Source organism: Nocardia sp. NPDC049190, from assembly GCF_040648115.1.
GTDB lineage: Bacteria > Actinomycetota > Actinomycetes > Mycobacteriales > Mycobacteriaceae > Nocardia.
The window spans coordinates 38434-55995 of sequence record NZ_JBEZDE010000038.1; the positions used below are offsets into that span (position 1 = coordinate 38434).

The window sequence follows — 17562 nt, forward strand, 5'->3', positions numbered from 1 at the left end:
TACCGTCGATGAGTAGCGCGCGACGGCGAAGAGGTGAGCACCAGACGTGAACGGGGGTGCCAGACCGGGGTGGATACGGAGGCTGTGGGCCGAATGCCGGCCACACGGCAGGGTGCTGGGCGGGATCGCGACGGCGGTGCTGGTCGGCGCGATGGTCGAGACCGCGGGCCCGCTGCTGACCAAGCGAGCAGTCGACGCCGCGGGCAGCGCTGACACGGCCGCCATCGGTGCGGTCGCGGGATTGCTCGTGCTGGTGGCGATCGGCCGGTCCCTGGCGGGGTTCGGGCGGCGGATGCTGGCCGGGCGACTGTCGTTGGACGTGCAGCACACGCTGCGGTTGGACATTCTCGGGTCGTTGCAGCGGCTGGACGGCAACGGACAGGACACGATCCGTACCGGGCAGGTGGTATCCCGGTCGATCACCGATCTGCAGTTGGTGCAGGGGTTGCTGGCGATGGCCCCGCTGTCGGGCATGGCGTTGCTGGAGTTCGTGCTCGCCGCCGCGGTCATGGTCTGGCTCTCGCCGCCGCTGGCGGCCGTCGCGCTGCTGGTGGTTCCCGCGATCGGCGTGGTGGTTTACCGGATGCGTCCCCGGTTGCACGCGGCGACCTGGTCGGCGCAACAGCGCGCCGCCGACCTCGCGCAGCACGTGGAGGAGACGGTCACCGGCGTGCGGGTGGTCAAGGGCTTCGGGCAGGAAGCGCGGATGGTCGACCTGGTGGAACGGCTCGGCCGCCGGCTGTTCGCCGAGCGGATGCGCGCCGCGCGGATCGACGCCGGTTTCGCGCCGACCGTCGCGGCGATTCCGCAGGTCGGGATGGTCGCGGTGATCGCGCTCGGCGGTCTGCTCGCGCTGCACGGGATGATCGGGATCGGTACCTTCGTCGCGTTCGCCGCCTACGTCGCCACCATGACCGGTACCGCGCGCATCCTCTCGTCGGTGATTGTGATGGCCCAGCTGACCAGGGCCGCGGCCGAGCGAGTTTTTCAGGTGATCGACGCGGCCCCCGGTCTCGCCGATCCGGAACATCCGGTCGTGCTGCCGGACGGACCGCTCGGCATCGAAATCGACGCGCTCACCTTCGGCTTCGATCCCGACCAGCCCATTCTGCGCGAGCTGGATCTGCGCGTGCGGCCCGGCGAGACGGTGGCGATCATCGGACCGGCGGGCTCGGGCAAGTCCACACTCGCCCTGCTGCTTCCCCGGTTCTACGCACCGGATTCCGGCAGCATCCGATTGTTGTCCGAGCGTGCCGCGTCGCGGGCACAGCACAACGACGTAGCGGACCGGTCCGTCCTCGAACAGCCACACACAGCCGATGTGCTCGGTGTCGACATCGCCGACGTTCGCGCCGCCGACCTGCGCGCGGCGATCGGCGTCGTCTTCGATGACCCCTTCTTGTTCTCCGATACCATCGCCGCCAATATCGCGCTCGGGCGCCCGGAAGCCACCGACGAGGAGATCAGGCAGGCGGCGGCACAAGCCGCCGCCGACGACTTCATCACCGAACTGCCCGACGGATACGACACGGTGGTCGGCGAGCGTGGCCTCACGCTCTCCGGCGGGCAGCGGCAGCGGGTCGCGCTGGCCAGGGCATTGCTGGCGCGGCCGCGCATCCTGGTCCTCGACGACGCCACCTCGGCGGTGGACGCGGTGACCGAGGCCGCGATCTTCGACGCGCTGCCCGACCACGGCGGACGGACCACGCTCATCCTGGCGCACCGGGAATCGACCCTCGCGCACGCCGATCGCGTCATCCGGCTACCCGCACCCACCGGACACGTCGTCGCCACACCGGACACCGGGGCTACCGGTATCCGGACCGGGCGGGCGCCGTCCGCACGTTCCGGCGGTGGCGCTTTCGCGGGCGCGGCGGCAGACCTGAGCGAAACGCCCGAGTTGCGCCGCGCCATCGAGCGCCTGCCACCCGCCACCGAACAACCGGAACTGGACGCACAGCGCCTGCGCGCGCCCGATCCGTTGTTCCGGCTGGCCCGTATGCTGCGCCCGGTCCGCCTGCTGGTGCTGACGGTGATGGCGCTGCTGGCGGCAGACGCGCTGATCGGCATCGCGTTCCCGCCGTTGGTGCGCTACGCGATCGATGACGGCGTGCTCAGCGACCACGCCGAGGTGCTCGTCCGCATCACCCTGCTCGGGGCGGCCCTCGCCGCCACCGGATGGGCGATCGGTGCGGCGACCACGGTGCTGACCGCGCGCACCGGGGAGCGGGTGCTGTTCACCCTGCGGGTGCGCAGCTTCGCGCACTTGCAACGGCTGGGTCTGGACTACTACGAACGTGAACTCTCCGGCCGGATCATGACCAGGATGACAACCGACGTCGATGCCTTGTCGACGTTCCTGCAGACCGGGGTGGCCAGCGCCCTGATCGGAGTATTGACGCTGGTCGGCATCGCGGTCGCACTGCTGGTGATCGATGTCTCGCTGGCGCTGGTGGTGCTGGTGACGCTGCCCGTTCTGATCTTCGCCACGGCACTGTTCCGACGGGTGTCGTCGACCGCGTACACGGTGTCGCGGGAGCACGTATCGGCAGTCAACGCCGATTTCCAGGAGAACGTCTCCGGATTGCGTGCGGTGCAAGCCAACCGGCACGAGCCACGTGCGGCCCGCCGCTTCGCCGAGTACTCGCAGCGCTACCGCGACAGCCGGATGCGGGCGCAACGGGCCATCGCACTCTATTTCGCGTTCGTCGTCGGATGGGCGGATCTGGCGCTGGCCGCGGTGGTCTTCGTCGGGGCGCGCGAGGTTGCCGCCGATGCCACCAGCGCCGGAACGCTGATCGCGTTCGTGCTGTATCTGCAACTGTTGTTCGGGCCGATCATGCAGCTGTCCCAGGTGTTCGACGGCTACCAGCAGGCCAGGGTCGGTCTGCGCCGGATAGGTGAGCTGCTGCGCACGCCTTCGTCGATCACCGCCGATCCGGCCGACCCGGTGCCGATCGAGGCGGGGTTACACGGCGACGTCGCCTTCGATGACGTCCGATTCCGGTACGCCGGCAGTCCGGTTCCGGCTCTGGACGGTGTGTCGCTACGAATCCCGCCGGGCTCCACCCTCGCCCTGGTCGGGCCGACCGGCGCGGGCAAGTCGACCGTCGTCAAGTTGCTGGCACGTCTGTACGACCTGCCCGGTGCTGTGTCGAACGGCACAGACGGCGCTGCGCCGGATTCCCATGTGGCGGAAGTCTCGACATCGGGCGGATCCGGACCCGCCAGCGGCGCTGTCGCAACGGGAAACCGTACGGTCACGTCCGCGCGCGACGGTGCCGGCGCCGCCGAACAGAACGGCGCCGACCCCGTTCGACCTGGTGCGATCCGCGTGGACGGCGTCGATATCCGCGCATACCGTCTCGCCGACTACCGCGCCCGCCTCGGCATCGTCCCGCAGGAAGCTCATCTGTTCACCGGGGACGTAGCGAGCAATATCGCCTTCGGAAAACCGTCCGCGACCCCCGCGGAGATCGACGCAGCCGCCGCCGCGGTCGGCGCGACCGACATGATCGCCGCCCTCCCGCTCGGGATGAGCCAGCCGGTCGGCGAACGCGGCCGCGGGCTTTCGGCGGGTCAGCGCCAGCTGATCGCGCTCGCCCGCGCCGAACTGGTGGCCCCTGATCTGCTACTGCTCGACGAGGCCACCGCGACACTCGATCCGGAAGCCGAGGCATCGGTGCTGGCAGCGAGCCGATCGCTGAGTCGAAACCGCACCACGGTGATCGTCGCGCACCGGCTCGGCACCGCCGCGCGGGCAGACCGGATCGCCGTGGTCGACCACGGAAGAATCGTGGAATTCGGTGCGCACGTCGAACTGCTCGCGGCCGCGGGACCGTATGCCCGGCTGTGGGCAGCGGCACACGAGACCGAAGGAATATTCTCAGGTACTGACGAGTCGTCACCAATGTGGTCGGGGGTGTCGGGTGGTCGGTAGATCCGCCGATCGGCTGCTGGGCCTATCCTCGGATAGGGCGCATCGGCGCGATTGCTGATCCCCGTGCCGGGCACGTCACACACGTCGCAGCGCAAAGAACGAAATGAGGCGAACACCTGCTGTGAGCAGCACAACTTCCCAGTTCGGACAGAACCAGTGGCTAGTCGACGAGATGTATCAGAAGTACAAGCAGGATCCGTCTTCGGTCGACGCGAGCTGGCACGAGTTCCTGGCCGACTACACGCCTGAGGTGAGTGGTGATTCTGGTAACAGCCAGACCGCCGCCGCGCCCGCGCCACAGAATGCCGCCCCGACCCCGGCAGCCGCGCCGTCACCAGTTCCGGCCACCGCGGCCGCTGCCCCCGCAGCCTCGAAGACGGCCTCCGCGGCGGCCTCGAAGCCCGCCACGGTCACCGCACGCGCCCCGCAGACCACCCCGGCACCGACCTCGAACGCGGCGCCCACCTCCGGTCCGAAGCAGGCCGACACCGCCACCGACGAGACCAAGGTGCTGCGTGGCGCCGCGGCGGCGGTGGCGAAGAACATGGCCGCTTCGCTGGCCATTCCCACCGCGACCAGCGTGCGCGCCATCCCGGCCAAACTGATGATCGACAACCGCCTGGTCATCAACAACCACCTCGCCCGCACCCGCGGCGGCAAGATCTCCTTCACCCACCTGCTCGGCTACGCCATCGTGCAGGCGGTCCGGGCATTCCCGAACATGAACCGGCACTACGCCGAGATCGACGGCAAGCCGAACGCGGTCACCCCGGCGCACACCAACCTCGGCCTCGCCATCGACCTGCCAGGCAAGGACGGCAGCCGCTCGCTGGTCGTCGCGGCCATCAAAGGCTGCGAGGCGATGACCTTCGGGCAGTTCCACACCGCCTACGAGGACATCGTGCGGCGGGCGCGCGAAGGCAAGCTGACCGCGGAGGACTTCTCGGGCGTCACCATCTCGCTGACCAACCCCGGCACCATCGGCACCGTGCACTCGGTCCCGCGCCTGATGAACGGGCAAGGCGCGATCATCGGCGCGGGCGCCATGGAGTACCCGGCCGAGTTCCAGGGCATGAGCGACGAGCGCATCGCCGAACTCGGCGTCGGCAAGCTGATGACGCTGACCTCCACCTACGACCACCGCATCATCCAGGGTGCGGAGTCCGGTGACTTCCTGCGCACCATCCACCAGTTGCTCATCGCCGACGAGTTCTACGACGAGATCTTCCACGGCCTGGGCGTGCCGTACGAGCCGGTGCGCTGGCGCAAGGACGTCCGAGAGCGCGGCGTCGACAAGAGCGCGCGCGTGATGGAGATGATTGCGGCATACCGCAACCGCGGCCACCTGATGGCCGACACCGATCCCCTGCGCCTGGTCAAGGACAAGTTCCGCAGCCACCCGGACCTGGACGTCACCCAGCACGGCCTGACCCTCTGGGACCTGGACCGCACGTTCAACGTGGCGGGCTTCCACGGTCAGGATCAGATGAAGTTGCGCGACGTGCTGTCGGTCCTGCGCGATGCCTACTGTCGCCACGTCGGCGTGGAGTACACCCACATCCTCGATCCCGAGCAGCTGGAGTGGATCCAGGAGCGGGTCGAGCAGAAGCACGCGAAACCGACTGTCGCGCAACAGAAATACATCCTGAACCGACTGAACGCGGCGGAGGCCTTCGAGACCTTCCTGCAGACCAAGTACGTCGGGCAGAAGCGCTTCTCGCTGGAAGGCGCCGAGACCGTCATCCCGATGATGGACGCCGTCATCGACCAGTGCGCCGAGCACTCGCTCGACGAGGTCGTCATCGGTATGCCGCACCGTGGCCGCTTGAACGTGCTGGCCAATATCGTCGGCAAGCCCTACTCGAAGATCTTCACCGAGTTCGAGGGCAACATGAACCCGGCGGGCGCGCACGGCTCCGGCGACGTGAAGTACCACCTCGGTGCGCACGGCACCTACCTGCAGATGTTCGGCGACAACGAGATCGAGGTCTCGCTGACCGCCAACCCCTCGCACCTGGAGGCGGTCGACCCGGTCCTGGAGGGCCTGGTCCGCGCCAAGCAGGACCTGCTGGACAAGGGCGACGGCGCGGAGGGTTACTCGGTCGTCCCGCTGATGCTGCACGGTGACGCCGCATTCGCCGGTCAGGGCGTGGTCGCCGAGACGCTGAACCTGTCCGGCCTGCGCGGTTACCGCGTCGGCGGCACCATCCACATCGTGGTGAACAACCAGATCGGCTTCACCACGGCGCCGGAGAACAGCCGCTCCACCGAGTACTCCACCGACCTCGCGAAGTTCATCGGTGCGCCGATCTTCCACGTGAACGGCGACGACCCGGAGGCGTGCGACTGGGTGGCGCGTCTCGCGGTCGACTACAAGCAGAAGTTCCGCAAGGACGTCGTGATCGACATGATCTGCTACCGCCGTCGCGGCCACAACGAGGGCGACGACCCGTCGATGACGCAGCCGTACATGTACGACGTCATCGACACCAAGCGTTCGGTCCGCAAGGCCTACACCGAGAGTCTGATCGGCCGTGGCGACATCTCGCTGAAAGAGGCCGAGGACGCGCTGCGCGACTACCAGGGCCAGCTCGAGCGTGTGTTCAACGAGGTCCGTGAGCTGGAGAAGTACTCGCCGGAACCGAGCGAATCGGTCGAGGGCGACCAGCCGGTGCCCGCGACCGTCGTGACCGCCGTGGACAAGACGGTCCTGCAGCGCATCGGCGACGCGTTCCTCAACGTGCCCGATGGCTTCAACGTGCATCCGCGGGTCAAGCCGGTGCTGGAGAAGCGTCGCGAGATGGCCTACGAGGGCAAGGTCGACTGGGCCTTCGCCGAGTTGCTGGCTTTCGGCACGCTGATCGACGAGGGTCGTGCGGTGCGCCTGACCGGTCAGGACTCGCGTCGCGGCACCTTCACCCAGCGGCACGCGGTGATCATCGACCGCAAGACTGCCGAGGAGTACACCCCGCTGCACAACATCGGCAGCGAACACCCCGGCTGGTTCGCGGTGCACGACTCGGCCCTGAGTGAGTTCGCCGCTGTCGGTTTCGAATACGGCTACTCGCTGGGCAACCCCAATGCGCTGGTGTTGTGGGAGGCGCAGTTCGGTGACTTCGTCAACGGCGCCCAGCCGATCATCGACGAGTTCATCTCCTCCGGTGAAGCCAAGTGGGGCCAGCTGTCGGACGTCGTGCTGCTGCTGCCGCACGGCCACGAGGGCCAGGGGCCGGACCACACCTCCGGCCGCATCGAGCGCTTCCTGCAGCTGTGCGCGGAAGGTTCGATGACCGTCGCGGTGCCGTCCACGCCGGCAAACTACTTCCACCTGCTGCGCAGGCACGCACTGGACGGCATTCGCCGCCCGTTGATCGTCTTCACCCCGAAGTCGATGCTGCGCAACAAGGCCGTGGTCTCGGACCTGAAGGACTTCACCGAGAGCAAGTTCCGCTCGGTGTTCGACGAGCCCGCCTATGAGCAGGGCATCGGCGACCGCAGCAAGGTGAAGCGGATCCTGCTGACCAGCGGCAAGCTCTACTACGAGCTGGCCGCCGAGAAGGCCAAGCAGAAGCGTGAGGATGTCGCGATCGTGCGGATCGAGCAGCTCTACCCGCTGCCCACCTTCCGGCTGAACGAGGCGCTGGCGGGATACGCCAACGCCACCGATATCGTCTGGGTTCAGGAGGAACCGGCCAACCAGGGCGCATGGCCCTTCTTCGGCCTCAACCTCCCGGAGATCCTGCCCGACCGCCTCGGCAAACTGCGCCGCATTTCCCGCCGCGCCATGTCGGCCCCCTCTTCGGGGTCCAGCAAGGTGCATGCGGTGGAGCAGGCCGAGATCGTCGCGGAAGCGTTCGAACCGACCGCATAGTCCCGGACCTGACGCCGGGTCGAATCGCTCTTTTACGCGGAGCGATTCGACCCGGCGTTCGTCTTTCGACCGACTTTGCCACCGGCAGTTGGGCAATCCCGCCCCGGCGACATCTCGACAGCTATCGAGGGTGTCGGGGCAGGGCCGTGACCGCGCGGGGGCGGCAGATCACGGAGTGATCGTCCGAGGCTTGCGCCAGCGGGCCAGGGCGAGCACGACGAGGCCGATCCCGAGGATTACCAGGGCCACCGGCAGCCATATTCCGAGCACCGACAATATTGTCGAGTTCTTCGACATCGTGTCCGCGGCGGCGGAAACCTCCGAGTCCGCCGTATGCAGCTTCACGACCGACAGCGGAAGCGTCGGCACATCCTTTCCGTCGACCGGAACGGTCACCGCCATCGTTTGGGCTTGATCGACCTTCAGCGGTGCGCCGAGGTGATTGTCCACCGCGGCGGTGATCACATTCGTGCTGCCGAACCCGATGTTCACCACGTCAGGCAGGGTCGGCAATGCGGCGGTAAGGATGGCGCGCGATGATTCCGGGACGACACCCGCCTGCAACAAGCCGGCCACCGCCGTCTTGGGGAGCTGCTTCGGGAAGTCTTTGAATTGAGCGAGGACGGTCGGGCTGGTGATCGGACCGGCGGCATCCACCTTGTAGTTGAACACCTCGCGGCCCGCGAGTGTGCCCTCGTCGATGTAGGTAGCCGCCTGGGCCGTGCGAGTCACCGAGTCGTAGAGGGTCGTGCCCTCCTTCGGCGGATCCATCGGCCAGCTGAAGGCAATGCCACTGTGCGCCTCGAAGGTTGCCTGCTTGTCGGCGGGGACCAGCGACTGCTGCTGACTTTCGCTGATCGCGACCGGCGAATAGTCCACACGGCTCACGGCATAGGTGTGCACATCGTCCTGCGTGGATGCGTCCGGCAGGTTGAGTACCGCCTTGCTGGTGACGATGGCGGTGTCACCGTCGACCGCGTCGACGGTGAGCGAGCGGTCGGCGGTGATCGGCAGCTCCGGCGTGAGCAGATTCGCCAGATCGTTGGACGCGAACGCCTGCGGATTCAGCGCCTGCACTGTGCCTTCGTACTTCTGTGCCTGGTTCAGGTCGGCGGGCAGTTTCGTCAGCGACGGCAACGCCACGAACTTGACGATCACCGCGCCGATGATCAGAACGATCCCTAATACCAGCCAAAGCACTGAGGACTTGCGGACAGACATCAATGAACTCCCTTGGTGCCGATGGGCCATGCGCGCACGCTCTTGATCAGGGCACGCGTGCTTGACCAGTGATGCGCCGCTGCGACCTGCCGAAGTGCCGGGTCGCAGGTGTGGCGAACCATCCCAGCTCCTTGCGATCTACCAGACGGCGTGTTGTGACCCGAATCACCTTATCCGCCTTAGGGATATCTATCGCTGGATTGCGGAATCGAGCGAGTTCGACAGGCGACCGGTCGACCGACCCAGCCGCGGAATGCGGCGGAGTGCCGAACGAACGCGCTGGCACCGGGGCGTCCCGACGACCTGGGGAACATTGCCGAGTGCGGCAGTCTCGACTCCACCGTGCGGCACAGGCAACTCCGAGAACGATTGCGGGCCAACGGCGTCGCGGGAGGCTGGTCGCGTCAGAGCAGAGCCGATACCCCTTCCAACGCCGCTCGAAGAATCTGCTCCATTTCCACGAAGTGGCTTCGATCGCAGATGAGAGGCGGCGCGAGCTGGATGACCGGCTCCGCGCGATCATCGGCTCGACAATGCAAACCGGATTCGAAGAGCGTCTTGGACACATGCTGCTGAATGATGCGGGTGGTCTCCTGAGCGCTGAATGATTCCTTGGTGTTCTTGTCCTTGACGATCTCGACCGCGTAGAAGTATCCGACTCCGCGGACGTCTCCGACAACCGGCAGATCCAACAGTTTTCCGAGGGTCGAGCAGAACAAGGCCTCGTTGGTCCGGACGTGCTCGTAGAGGCCTTCCTGTTCGATGATGTCGAGGTTGGCGAGTGCTACCGCGCAGGAGACGGGATGGCCGCCATAGGTGGAACCGTGCATGAAAGTGGCGCCATGCCGGAATGGTTCGGCGACACGCTCACTGATCAGTACGGCGCCGAGCGGTGCGTAGCCCGAGGTGAGCCCTTTGGCAATGGTGATGAGGTCGGGCTGGTAACCGAACCGTTGGGCGCCGTATTCGTAGCCGAGCCGACCGAATGCGCAGATGACTTCATCCGAAATCAGCAAGATGTCGTGCTTATCGCAGATCTCGCGAACGCGCCGAAAGTAGCCGGGTGGCGGGATGAAGCAGCCACCGGTGTTCTGCACCGGCTCGACGAAGACCGCGGCCACGGAGTCGGCGCCCTCGAACTCGATGGCCTCCTCGATACGGTCGGCGGCCCATCGTCCGAAAGCCTCGTGGTCGTCTGCGTGCACGTCGGCTCGGTAGAAATTGGTGTTCGGGACGCGGGTAGAGCTAGGAACCAGTGGCTCGAAATCGACCTTGGCGCCAGGGAGACCGGTGATCGAGAGCGCCCCCATGGAGGTCCCGTGGTACGCCATGTGCCGACTGATGACCTTGTGCTTGCCAGGTTTTCCGACGAGTTTCCAGTACTTACGCGCCAGCTTCCACGCGGTCTCGACCGACTCGCCACCGCTGACCGTGAAGAAGACGTGATCGAGGTCGCCGGGCGGGGTGGCGATCAGTCGTTCGGCGAGTTCGATGGCGACGGGATGCGCGTACCCCCACAGCGGGAAGTACCCCAACTCTCGCGCCTGACGCGCGGCAGCCTCGGCGAGTTCGGCTCGCCCGTGCCCGACCTGTACCGCGAACAAGCCGGCGAGCCCGTCGAGATAGCGATTGCCGTTCGAGTCCCATACGTATGCGCCTTCGCCGCGAACGATGACCGGGAAGCCGGATCGGCTGCTGTCAGGGGTGAAATGCAGCCAGAGCGGGTTGTGCGCGCGCTGGCCAGCGCTGGCGGTCGCCAGCGGCACCGGTCCAACTGTTGCTGTCATGTACCTGGTCCCATCGGATATTTGATCAGTGTTCTTTCAGACGAAATATGATTGAAGTGGCGCGAAACCGTTGAATCCCACCGACGAATAAGAGGCGGTATACGCACCGGCAGCTTCGATGCGAACCCGATCGCCGATTTCCAGAGACACCGGCAACCAATACGGCTCTTTCTCGTACAAGACGTCGATCGAATCACATGTGGGACCGGCGAGGATTGCCGGCGCCAGGTCGTCGCCATCCTTCGGCGTGCGAATGATATAGCGGATCGCTTCATCCTCGGTCTCCGCCAAGCCCCCGAACCTACCGATATCGAGATAAACCCACCGTGGTCCCGATCGGTCTTTTCGGGCGATCAGGACCACCTCGGCTTCGATCACCCCCGCATCGGCAACCAGGCCACGGCCCGGCTCGATGATGATTTCGGGCAACGCCCTATCGAAATGGCGGCGCAGTGCATGACCGATCGTGGCAGCGTAATCGTGAATGGGTGGCACTTCCTCGCGGTAGTGTGCGGCAGGAAATCCGCCACCCATATTGATCACAGGCATTCTCAGGCCACGCTCACACAAAGCCCGATAGACTTCGGCGACCGTCGCCAACGCGACATCCCATGCCTCGGCTCGACGTTGCTGCGATCCGACGTGGAACGAAACACCTTGCACATCGAGACCGTGCCGATGTGCTTCGAGAAGCAGTTCTACCGCCGTATCGGTACCACAACCGAATTTCCGCGACAGCGGCCAATCCGCGCCTGTTCCATCACAGCGGACCCGACAGAATACCTGCGCACCCGGGGCCGAACGGACGATCTTTTCCAGTTCGGCATCCGAATCGAACGCGAACAGGTGAACCCCCATGGCATGTGCCCGGGAAATATCGACTTCTTTCTTTATCGTATTTCCGAAGGAGATACGATCCGGAGCGACGCCGAGAGCCAGGACCGCTTCTATTTCCGGTATCGAGGCGGTGTCGAAATAGGAGCCGAGGTCGGCCAGGATCTGGAGCACTTCCGGTGCTGGATTCGCTTTTACAGCATAGTAGATCCGAGTGCCCGGCATGGCGTGCAGGTATGCCGAATATCGCTGCCGCACCACGTCGAGATCGACGATGAGTCGAGGGCCGTCGTAATCGACATCTCTCAGGAATTCCGCCACGCGAGAGGTTGCGCGTAACGGCGACGTAGATATTCGTGCAGTGGGAATGGATATCGTCTCGAAATCTGGAATCGAGGGGCAGAACTCGTGCGGCATACGATTGTTTGCACATTCTACGAGAAGCGCTGGGGGAACAGGAGTTCGTCGTCGCGTTCGATCTCGAACGGAGCGTGGCGGGCGTTGACGATGATTAGCGGATAGTCGTTATCGCGGGGTGTGTGCGTTCGTGGCGCAATAGCCGCGAGGACATGGCGACGTTCGTCGATCATCGATGGCACGCAGCATATTCGACCCTTCTGCCCCGTGAAGATCGAGAGACTCTGCCGAGGCTCATCGGGGCCAACAGGCAGCCTAGGGCGATTAGCGGTAAGAGTGCAGTCGCGAACCCGACATCTTTCGCACCGATTCCGACAGCACCGAATGGGCCTATACCCGACGGTCGGGCCCGCCGACGTGCTCCACATCGATTGGCAGCGAATTGATCTGCGAATATAGCCATACGACATATGATTTGGGCCCTCAGGCGGAAGCACACGACCGTAACGACGACGAAAGTCGTACGCCTGGACGCAATCCCGCAGTCACCCACGCCCGCTGCACCGTAACATAAGCTACGGAATAGCGGTGGCCTGCCGAGTACCGCCGACAGGCATGGCGCCCGATACGCTCGATACGTCTCAACCGGTTTCGGATCCGCATGATGGCGGAGCTGGGCGACGTCCGCTGCGAGGTTGATCAAGAGCAACGGCGGCACTGCAGCCGAATTCGGATAGACCGAAGTACACGCCGGCGAACAGCCGTACGACGGCGCGTTCGTGCGGTCGACCGACGCGGCCCTCGGCTACCTGTCGATCCTCGATAGTCCGAGACGCGCCGACCGCTGGACCCGACACCGGGCCGAATTTCGCTCTCGCTACAGCGATTCGGCCCGGCGCGCGAGTTCGGTTGGAATGTCTAGCGCGGCTGCAACGCGATACGGATGGGTTTACTCGGACGCACCGTGGCCTCCGGCACCTTGCGCAGGGGCAACTCGGTACGCGATTCGAAGTGAAAGCGCTGCAGGATGCGCGTCAGGATCAATTGAATCTCGGTCAGAGCGAAGGTATTGCCGATACAAATGCGCGGCCCGGCGCTGAAGGGAATATACGCGCCTTTGTGGATGCTCCGAGCAATGTCGGGTGCGAAGCGATCCGGGTCGAACTTTTCGGGTTCCGGCCAGAAATCGGGATTCCGGTGCACCAGGTAGGGGCTCCAGAAGACGTTGGAGCCGGCCGGGATGCGATAGCCGCCGAGTTCGTTGTCGACCCGCGCATTGCGCATGACCTGCCAGATCGGCGGGTTGATGCGCATATTCTCGTTGACGACCGCGGCAAGATAGGTCAGCTTCGGCAGATCCGCCATGGTCGGCTCACGGTCGCCCAACACGCTGTCGATCTCCGCTCTGAGTCGGCTTTCGACATCCGGGTGTTCGGTCAACATCTGGATGGTCCAGGTGAGGGCATTGGCACTGGTCTCGTGTCCGGCGAAGAGGAAACTGCTGATTTCGTCGCGCAGTTGGCGGTCGTTCATCTTCTCGCCGGTGTCGGCGTCCTGCGCGTTGATCAGCATGTACAGCAGGTCACCTTGGTCCTCCGCCGTACCCGCGCGGTACCGGCCGATCATGTCGTACACGAAACCGTCCATGATGCGGAGGTTCTTCCAGAACCTGCGATGACTCGGCGTCGGTACCCGCAGCGGGACCAGCGGGAATTTGAGGTACGCCGACAGTTCCTTCATGAAGACGTCCAGTGCCTGTGCGTACGGATGCGTCTGTCCGTCCGCGCCGATATCGATCGCGAACAGCGTGCGAGCCACGATGCGCAGCGTAAGGTTCGACATTTCGCGACCGACATCGATGTCCGTGCCGCCCGAGGCGAATCCGCTCCACCGTTGAAGCATGTCCTCGGTGTGTGCCGACATCACCTGCGTCATGTCCTCGATGCGCTTGCGATGGAACGCGGGCTGCAGCAGGCGACGCCGGCTCATCCAACTGGCCCCGCCCACCACGCTGATCAGTCCATCGCCGAGCAGCGGACTCACCAGTTCGAAGATCTTCGCATCCTTGTCGAAGTCGACATGGTTGTCCTGCAACACCTTCTTGACATCGTCCGGGTGGTTGATCACCACCATCGGCATGCCGAGGACCGGCACGCGCACCACATTCCCATACCGCTCGAACGCCTTCGCCAGGTACGCGAACGGATCTCGTTGAAAGGCAATGGTCGTCGAGAGCGACGACGACCGACTGGGCCCGGGAACGATCGACGTGGACAGGGGGGCGAGTGTCATCATTACCTCCACGAGGAGACGAGAGCCGGGCGCAAAAACGCTAATCGACAGATATGGCACATTGTGAAAGCCGGCTTCCCGCAACTGGGAACGTCGGCGCATGATGGAAGGATCCCGTCGGACCTGGCACCGACGCACCTCGATGACGCGGAGCCGGGCGTACGAATCGGTGGCGGCCGAGCATCCTGAGACGATGGCCGAAAGACCGGCGAGGTCAACAATCGGATCGGAACGGAAGGCACAGCGGCAGCAGGTTCAGTTGAGCCGGAGTTTCCGTGACGATCGGAGGTGGTGCGGCGTCCTCCGTGGTCGACACGGGCAGAGGTCGCTGTTCGCCGGAGTCACCGTGCGGGGTCGAGCAGGCAGCGGACAACAGCCAAATGGCGCCGATGATGACCGCGATCGAGGCCACCGCGCCGAGCTGTTGCGCGCGATGTGTAGCCGGCTTCGGTGATCCGGTGGTGCGGCCGGGCGAACGTGCGAGCACGGCGGACAATCGTCGAAGGTCCGACAGCCGCGGGCGACGTTCGACGATGGTCCGTGCGGCGGGCCGCTGCGGTGGCCGCTGTTCGGCATCCTCGTCCGACCACCATGGCCTCCGGTTCGGCGGAGGTGACAGCGCCGGGCGCGTGCGCAATGGGCGAGCACCGTCGGATTCGATCCACGACGACCACTGGTCGGTGAATGCTGACGACATCGTAGGAGCCGCGGGATCGATCGCGGCGCCCGACGACAGGGGGTCCGGTGCTGCGGGTTCCGGCGCGGCAGACTCCGGCGCGTAAAAGTCCGGCTCGGCAGGCTCTGGCGCGTAAAATCCCGGCTTGGCAGGCTCTACTGCGTAGAACTCCGGCTCGGCAGACTCTGGCGCGTAGAACTCCGGCTCGGCGAAATGCTTCTGGGCGAGTTTCGCGGCGGGTGGCAGCACCGGTCGGTCCGACGCCCACGCTGCGGAATCGTCTTCGTCTGGTACATCATCGAATTCGATCGGGCGCCGTGGCGCGAATGGGCTGAAGCGCGGCGCGATCGGCATGAGGTCCGGTTGTCCGGGTGTGAAATGCGAGACCGGCGCGTCCGGGTCCGCTGAGCTACCGATGGCGCGCGAGACTTCGGCGATCGATGCGCCGTCTTCCGGGGGCGTTTCCCGCGCCGCGCCTGCCGCTGACCTGGTCCCGGAGTGCCGCCGCTGCTCCGCCGGAAAACCGTCGGCCACAAGATCTTCGATGGTGACCTCGTCGGCCAGGTCCAGGTCGCCGAGCAGGGCGTGCACGCGTTCGGCGGTCCAGACGAGCTTTCGGCTCGCGGTGCGGTGGAACCAGGCGCGCAGATCGACGGGTGTGGACCCGAGCACCACTGCGCAACCGCGTCTGCGTGATTGGATGTTGAGCGTGAGGGTCGACTCCCTGGGTGGCACCACCACGATCAGGCCGTCGACGATGGCGTCGGCGTGGTGCTCGCGCACCAGCTCCGTCAAGGTGGCGACGTTGTTCATCACCTGATCGAATGGACTGCCATCGGTGTCGCGCACCTGGATCGGGTCGCCGTCGAACTCGGACAGTCGCCACCGCCCGTCGGCCTGCACCGACAGAACACCGGCAGTGGCTTCAGCAACCGTTCCGTGCACCTCGACGACGACCGCGGCCCTGGGCGTGATCACGACCAAGTCGGCTTCTCGCACCTCGCCCTCGCCGAAACGGTCGGATAAGAAGCACCCCGATATCGCCACTCCCACAATGACGTACTGCCCGGTCCAGGACCGCATCCAGCCGAGCACACGCTGCTCGGACCGTGGCGCCGTCGTTCGTTCGCTGATGACCAACACCGGCGGCCACCTCCATCGCGTCCCATACCATCGACCACTCGACGGTACTCGGCGCAATACTCTACGAAATCTCGAAAGGCACTGTAAGAGCAGGGTATTGGCGGCGAAAGGGCACTCTGCGGGCGGCCTGCCGACCGGGCTGCCGGGACGGTATTCGCATCGACGACGGTCGAAACGGCACACCATCGCCCCCCTTTGCCGCCCACCCGCGAACGCCTGCGAGGGCCGGGCGTCTGCGTCCGATCCTCGGCCTGCGCCGGGGACGGATCGTGACCAATGGTCGATCCGGGACGCGAGGTCACATGACGAGTGGACCGGCAGGCGCGCCACATACTTTTCGGCAAATCCACGGGTCGACGCTCGGCAGATCCACGGCATGCCGTTCGGCAGACTCGCGCCCGGCCGTCGCTACACCGAAACTCGTTTCAACGACTCCGGCGTCGCCGCGCATCTACCCACCGGAATCGACAACGACGCCGCAAGCGATGGTCTCGTCGAGCCATTCGTCCTCGGCGAACTCACGCGCCAGCTCACGTGGAGCCGAACGATGGCCCGACTCCACCACTACGTCGACCGCGGTCGTTCACCCCGGTCGACCGACCTGGACGCTCCTCTGCCGCGCAGCGCGGCACCCAACGCCGGGTCGAGGGAGGACGCGATGGCGATCAACGATTCGACCAACAGGTCGATGAGCTGCTCACGCGGGATGGATTCGGCGCGCAACCAGCTCAGCGTGATCTCCTCGACGAAGGCGATCCAGCCGCGCATGGCGAGCACGAGGCGGGGGCGGTCGGCGTCCGAGACCGGCGCCTCGGTGAGGATGATGCCGACTATGGCGTCGCGGGTCTGGTCGACCAGCGGGGCCAGGTCCGGGCTGACGCTGGTAGGGCCGCGCAGCAGCGCGAGGTAGGACGTGCGGTTCTCGCTGACGTAGTCGATGTAACGTTCGACCGAATCGTGCAGCATCTCGAGCATGCCGAGTCGACGGTCGGGTGTGATGCGTTGCAGTAGTTCGGCATTGGCGTGCCGCACGATCGCCAGCCGGAAGTCCTGCTTGGTCGGGAAGTAGTGGAACAGCAGACCGCGCGAGATGCCGGCCTGTGCCGCGATCTCGCTGACGGAGATGTCCTCGATGGCGCGCTCGCCGAGCATCTCGGCGCCCAACGCGATCAATTGCTCGCGGCGTTGGTCCGGGCTGAGCCGGGTACGCTTCGTGGCTTCTCCTGGACTTCTGCTACCCACGACGCCACCCTACTGAACGCTGGTCAATACCGTTGACCCACGATCAATAAGATCGTACGCTCACGTATATGAGTCGCAAGGTCACAGACAAAGCTGGTGTCAATCGGCCCCCGCGCCATGCCAAGACGATCATCATCGGCAGTGGATTCGCGGGTCTGGGCCTTGCCATCCGGCTGACCGAGCAGGGCCGCCACGACTA

9 protein-coding genes are annotated in these 17562 nt (G+C 65.5%); 2 read left to right on the top strand and 7 right to left on the bottom strand.

What is annotated here, in order from left to right; translation table 11 throughout:
* Positions 1–46: 46 nt before the first annotated feature.
* On the top strand, positions 47–3940 hold the full coding sequence (locus tag AB0B25_RS26175; RefSeq protein WP_357184561.1) for an ABC transporter ATP-binding protein: 3894 nt from the start codon (positions 47–49) through the stop codon (positions 3938–3940).
* Between the two features lie 103 nt (positions 3941–4043).
* Positions 4044–7811: a multifunctional oxoglutarate decarboxylase/oxoglutarate dehydrogenase thiamine pyrophosphate-binding subunit/dihydrolipoyllysine-residue succinyltransferase subunit gene (locus AB0B25_RS26180; protein WP_357184563.1), complete on the top strand. Its 3768-nt coding sequence runs from the start codon at positions 4044–4046 to the stop codon at positions 7809–7811.
* Between the two features lie 168 nt (positions 7812–7979).
* Here AB0B25_RS26180 and AB0B25_RS26185 read toward each other — a convergent pair whose 3' ends face one another.
* The 7 genes from AB0B25_RS26185 to AB0B25_RS26215 form a co-directional block, all read right to left on the bottom strand.
* Entirely contained in the window at positions 7980–9032 is a 1053-nt protein-coding gene (locus AB0B25_RS26185) for a porin PorA family protein (RefSeq protein ID WP_357184566.1), read from the bottom strand.
* Between the two features lie 404 nt (positions 9033–9436).
* Positions 9437–10819: an aspartate aminotransferase family protein gene (locus tag AB0B25_RS26190; RefSeq protein ID WP_357184569.1), complete on the bottom strand. Its 1383-nt coding sequence runs from the start codon at positions 10817–10819 to the stop codon at positions 9437–9439.
* Between the two features lie 36 nt (positions 10820–10855).
* Complete coding sequence (locus AB0B25_RS26195) at positions 10856–11974, bottom strand: type III PLP-dependent enzyme (protein WP_357184572.1); 1119 nt, start codon at positions 11972–11974, stop codon at positions 10856–10858.
* Between the two features lie 113 nt (positions 11975–12087).
* Positions 12088–12243 (bottom strand): hypothetical protein, encoded by a 156-nt coding sequence (locus AB0B25_RS26200; RefSeq protein ID WP_357184575.1) that lies wholly within the window; start codon positions 12241–12243, stop codon positions 12088–12090.
* 685 nt (positions 12244–12928) lie between these two features.
* On the bottom strand, positions 12929–14302 hold the full coding sequence (locus AB0B25_RS26205) for a cytochrome P450 (protein WP_357184578.1): 1374 nt from the start codon (positions 14300–14302) through the stop codon (positions 12929–12931).
* A gap of 214 nt (positions 14303–14516) precedes the next feature.
* Positions 14517–16121: an NERD domain-containing protein gene (locus AB0B25_RS26210; RefSeq protein WP_357184581.1), complete on the bottom strand. Its 1605-nt coding sequence runs from the start codon at positions 16119–16121 to the stop codon at positions 14517–14519.
* 564 nt (positions 16122–16685) lie between these two features.
* On the bottom strand, positions 16686–17363 hold the full coding sequence (locus AB0B25_RS26215; protein ID WP_357184584.1) for a TetR/AcrR family transcriptional regulator: 678 nt from the start codon (positions 17361–17363) through the stop codon (positions 16686–16688).
* Between the last annotated feature and the right edge of the window lie 199 nt (positions 17364–17562).

Bases quoted from the DNA above. Each gene is read 5' to 3' on its own strand.
- AB0B25_RS26180 (WP_357184563.1), top strand. From the start codon at position 4,044: ATGAGGCGAACACCTGCTGTGAGCAGCACAACTTCCCAGTTCGGACAG.
- AB0B25_RS26185 (WP_357184566.1), bottom strand. From the start codon at position 9,032: ATGTCTGTCCGCAAGTCCTCAGTGCTTTGGCTGGTATTAGGGATCGTT.
- AB0B25_RS26190 (WP_357184569.1), bottom strand. From the start codon at position 10,819: ATGACAGCAACAGTTGGACCGGTGCCGCTGGCGACCGCCAGCGCTGGC.
- AB0B25_RS26200 (WP_357184575.1), bottom strand. From the start codon at position 12,243: ATGATCGACGAACGTCGCCATGTCCTCGCGGCTATTGCGCCACGAACG.
- AB0B25_RS26205 (WP_357184578.1), bottom strand. From the start codon at position 14,302: ATGACACTCGCCCCCCTGTCCACGTCGATCGTTCCCGGGCCCAGTCGG.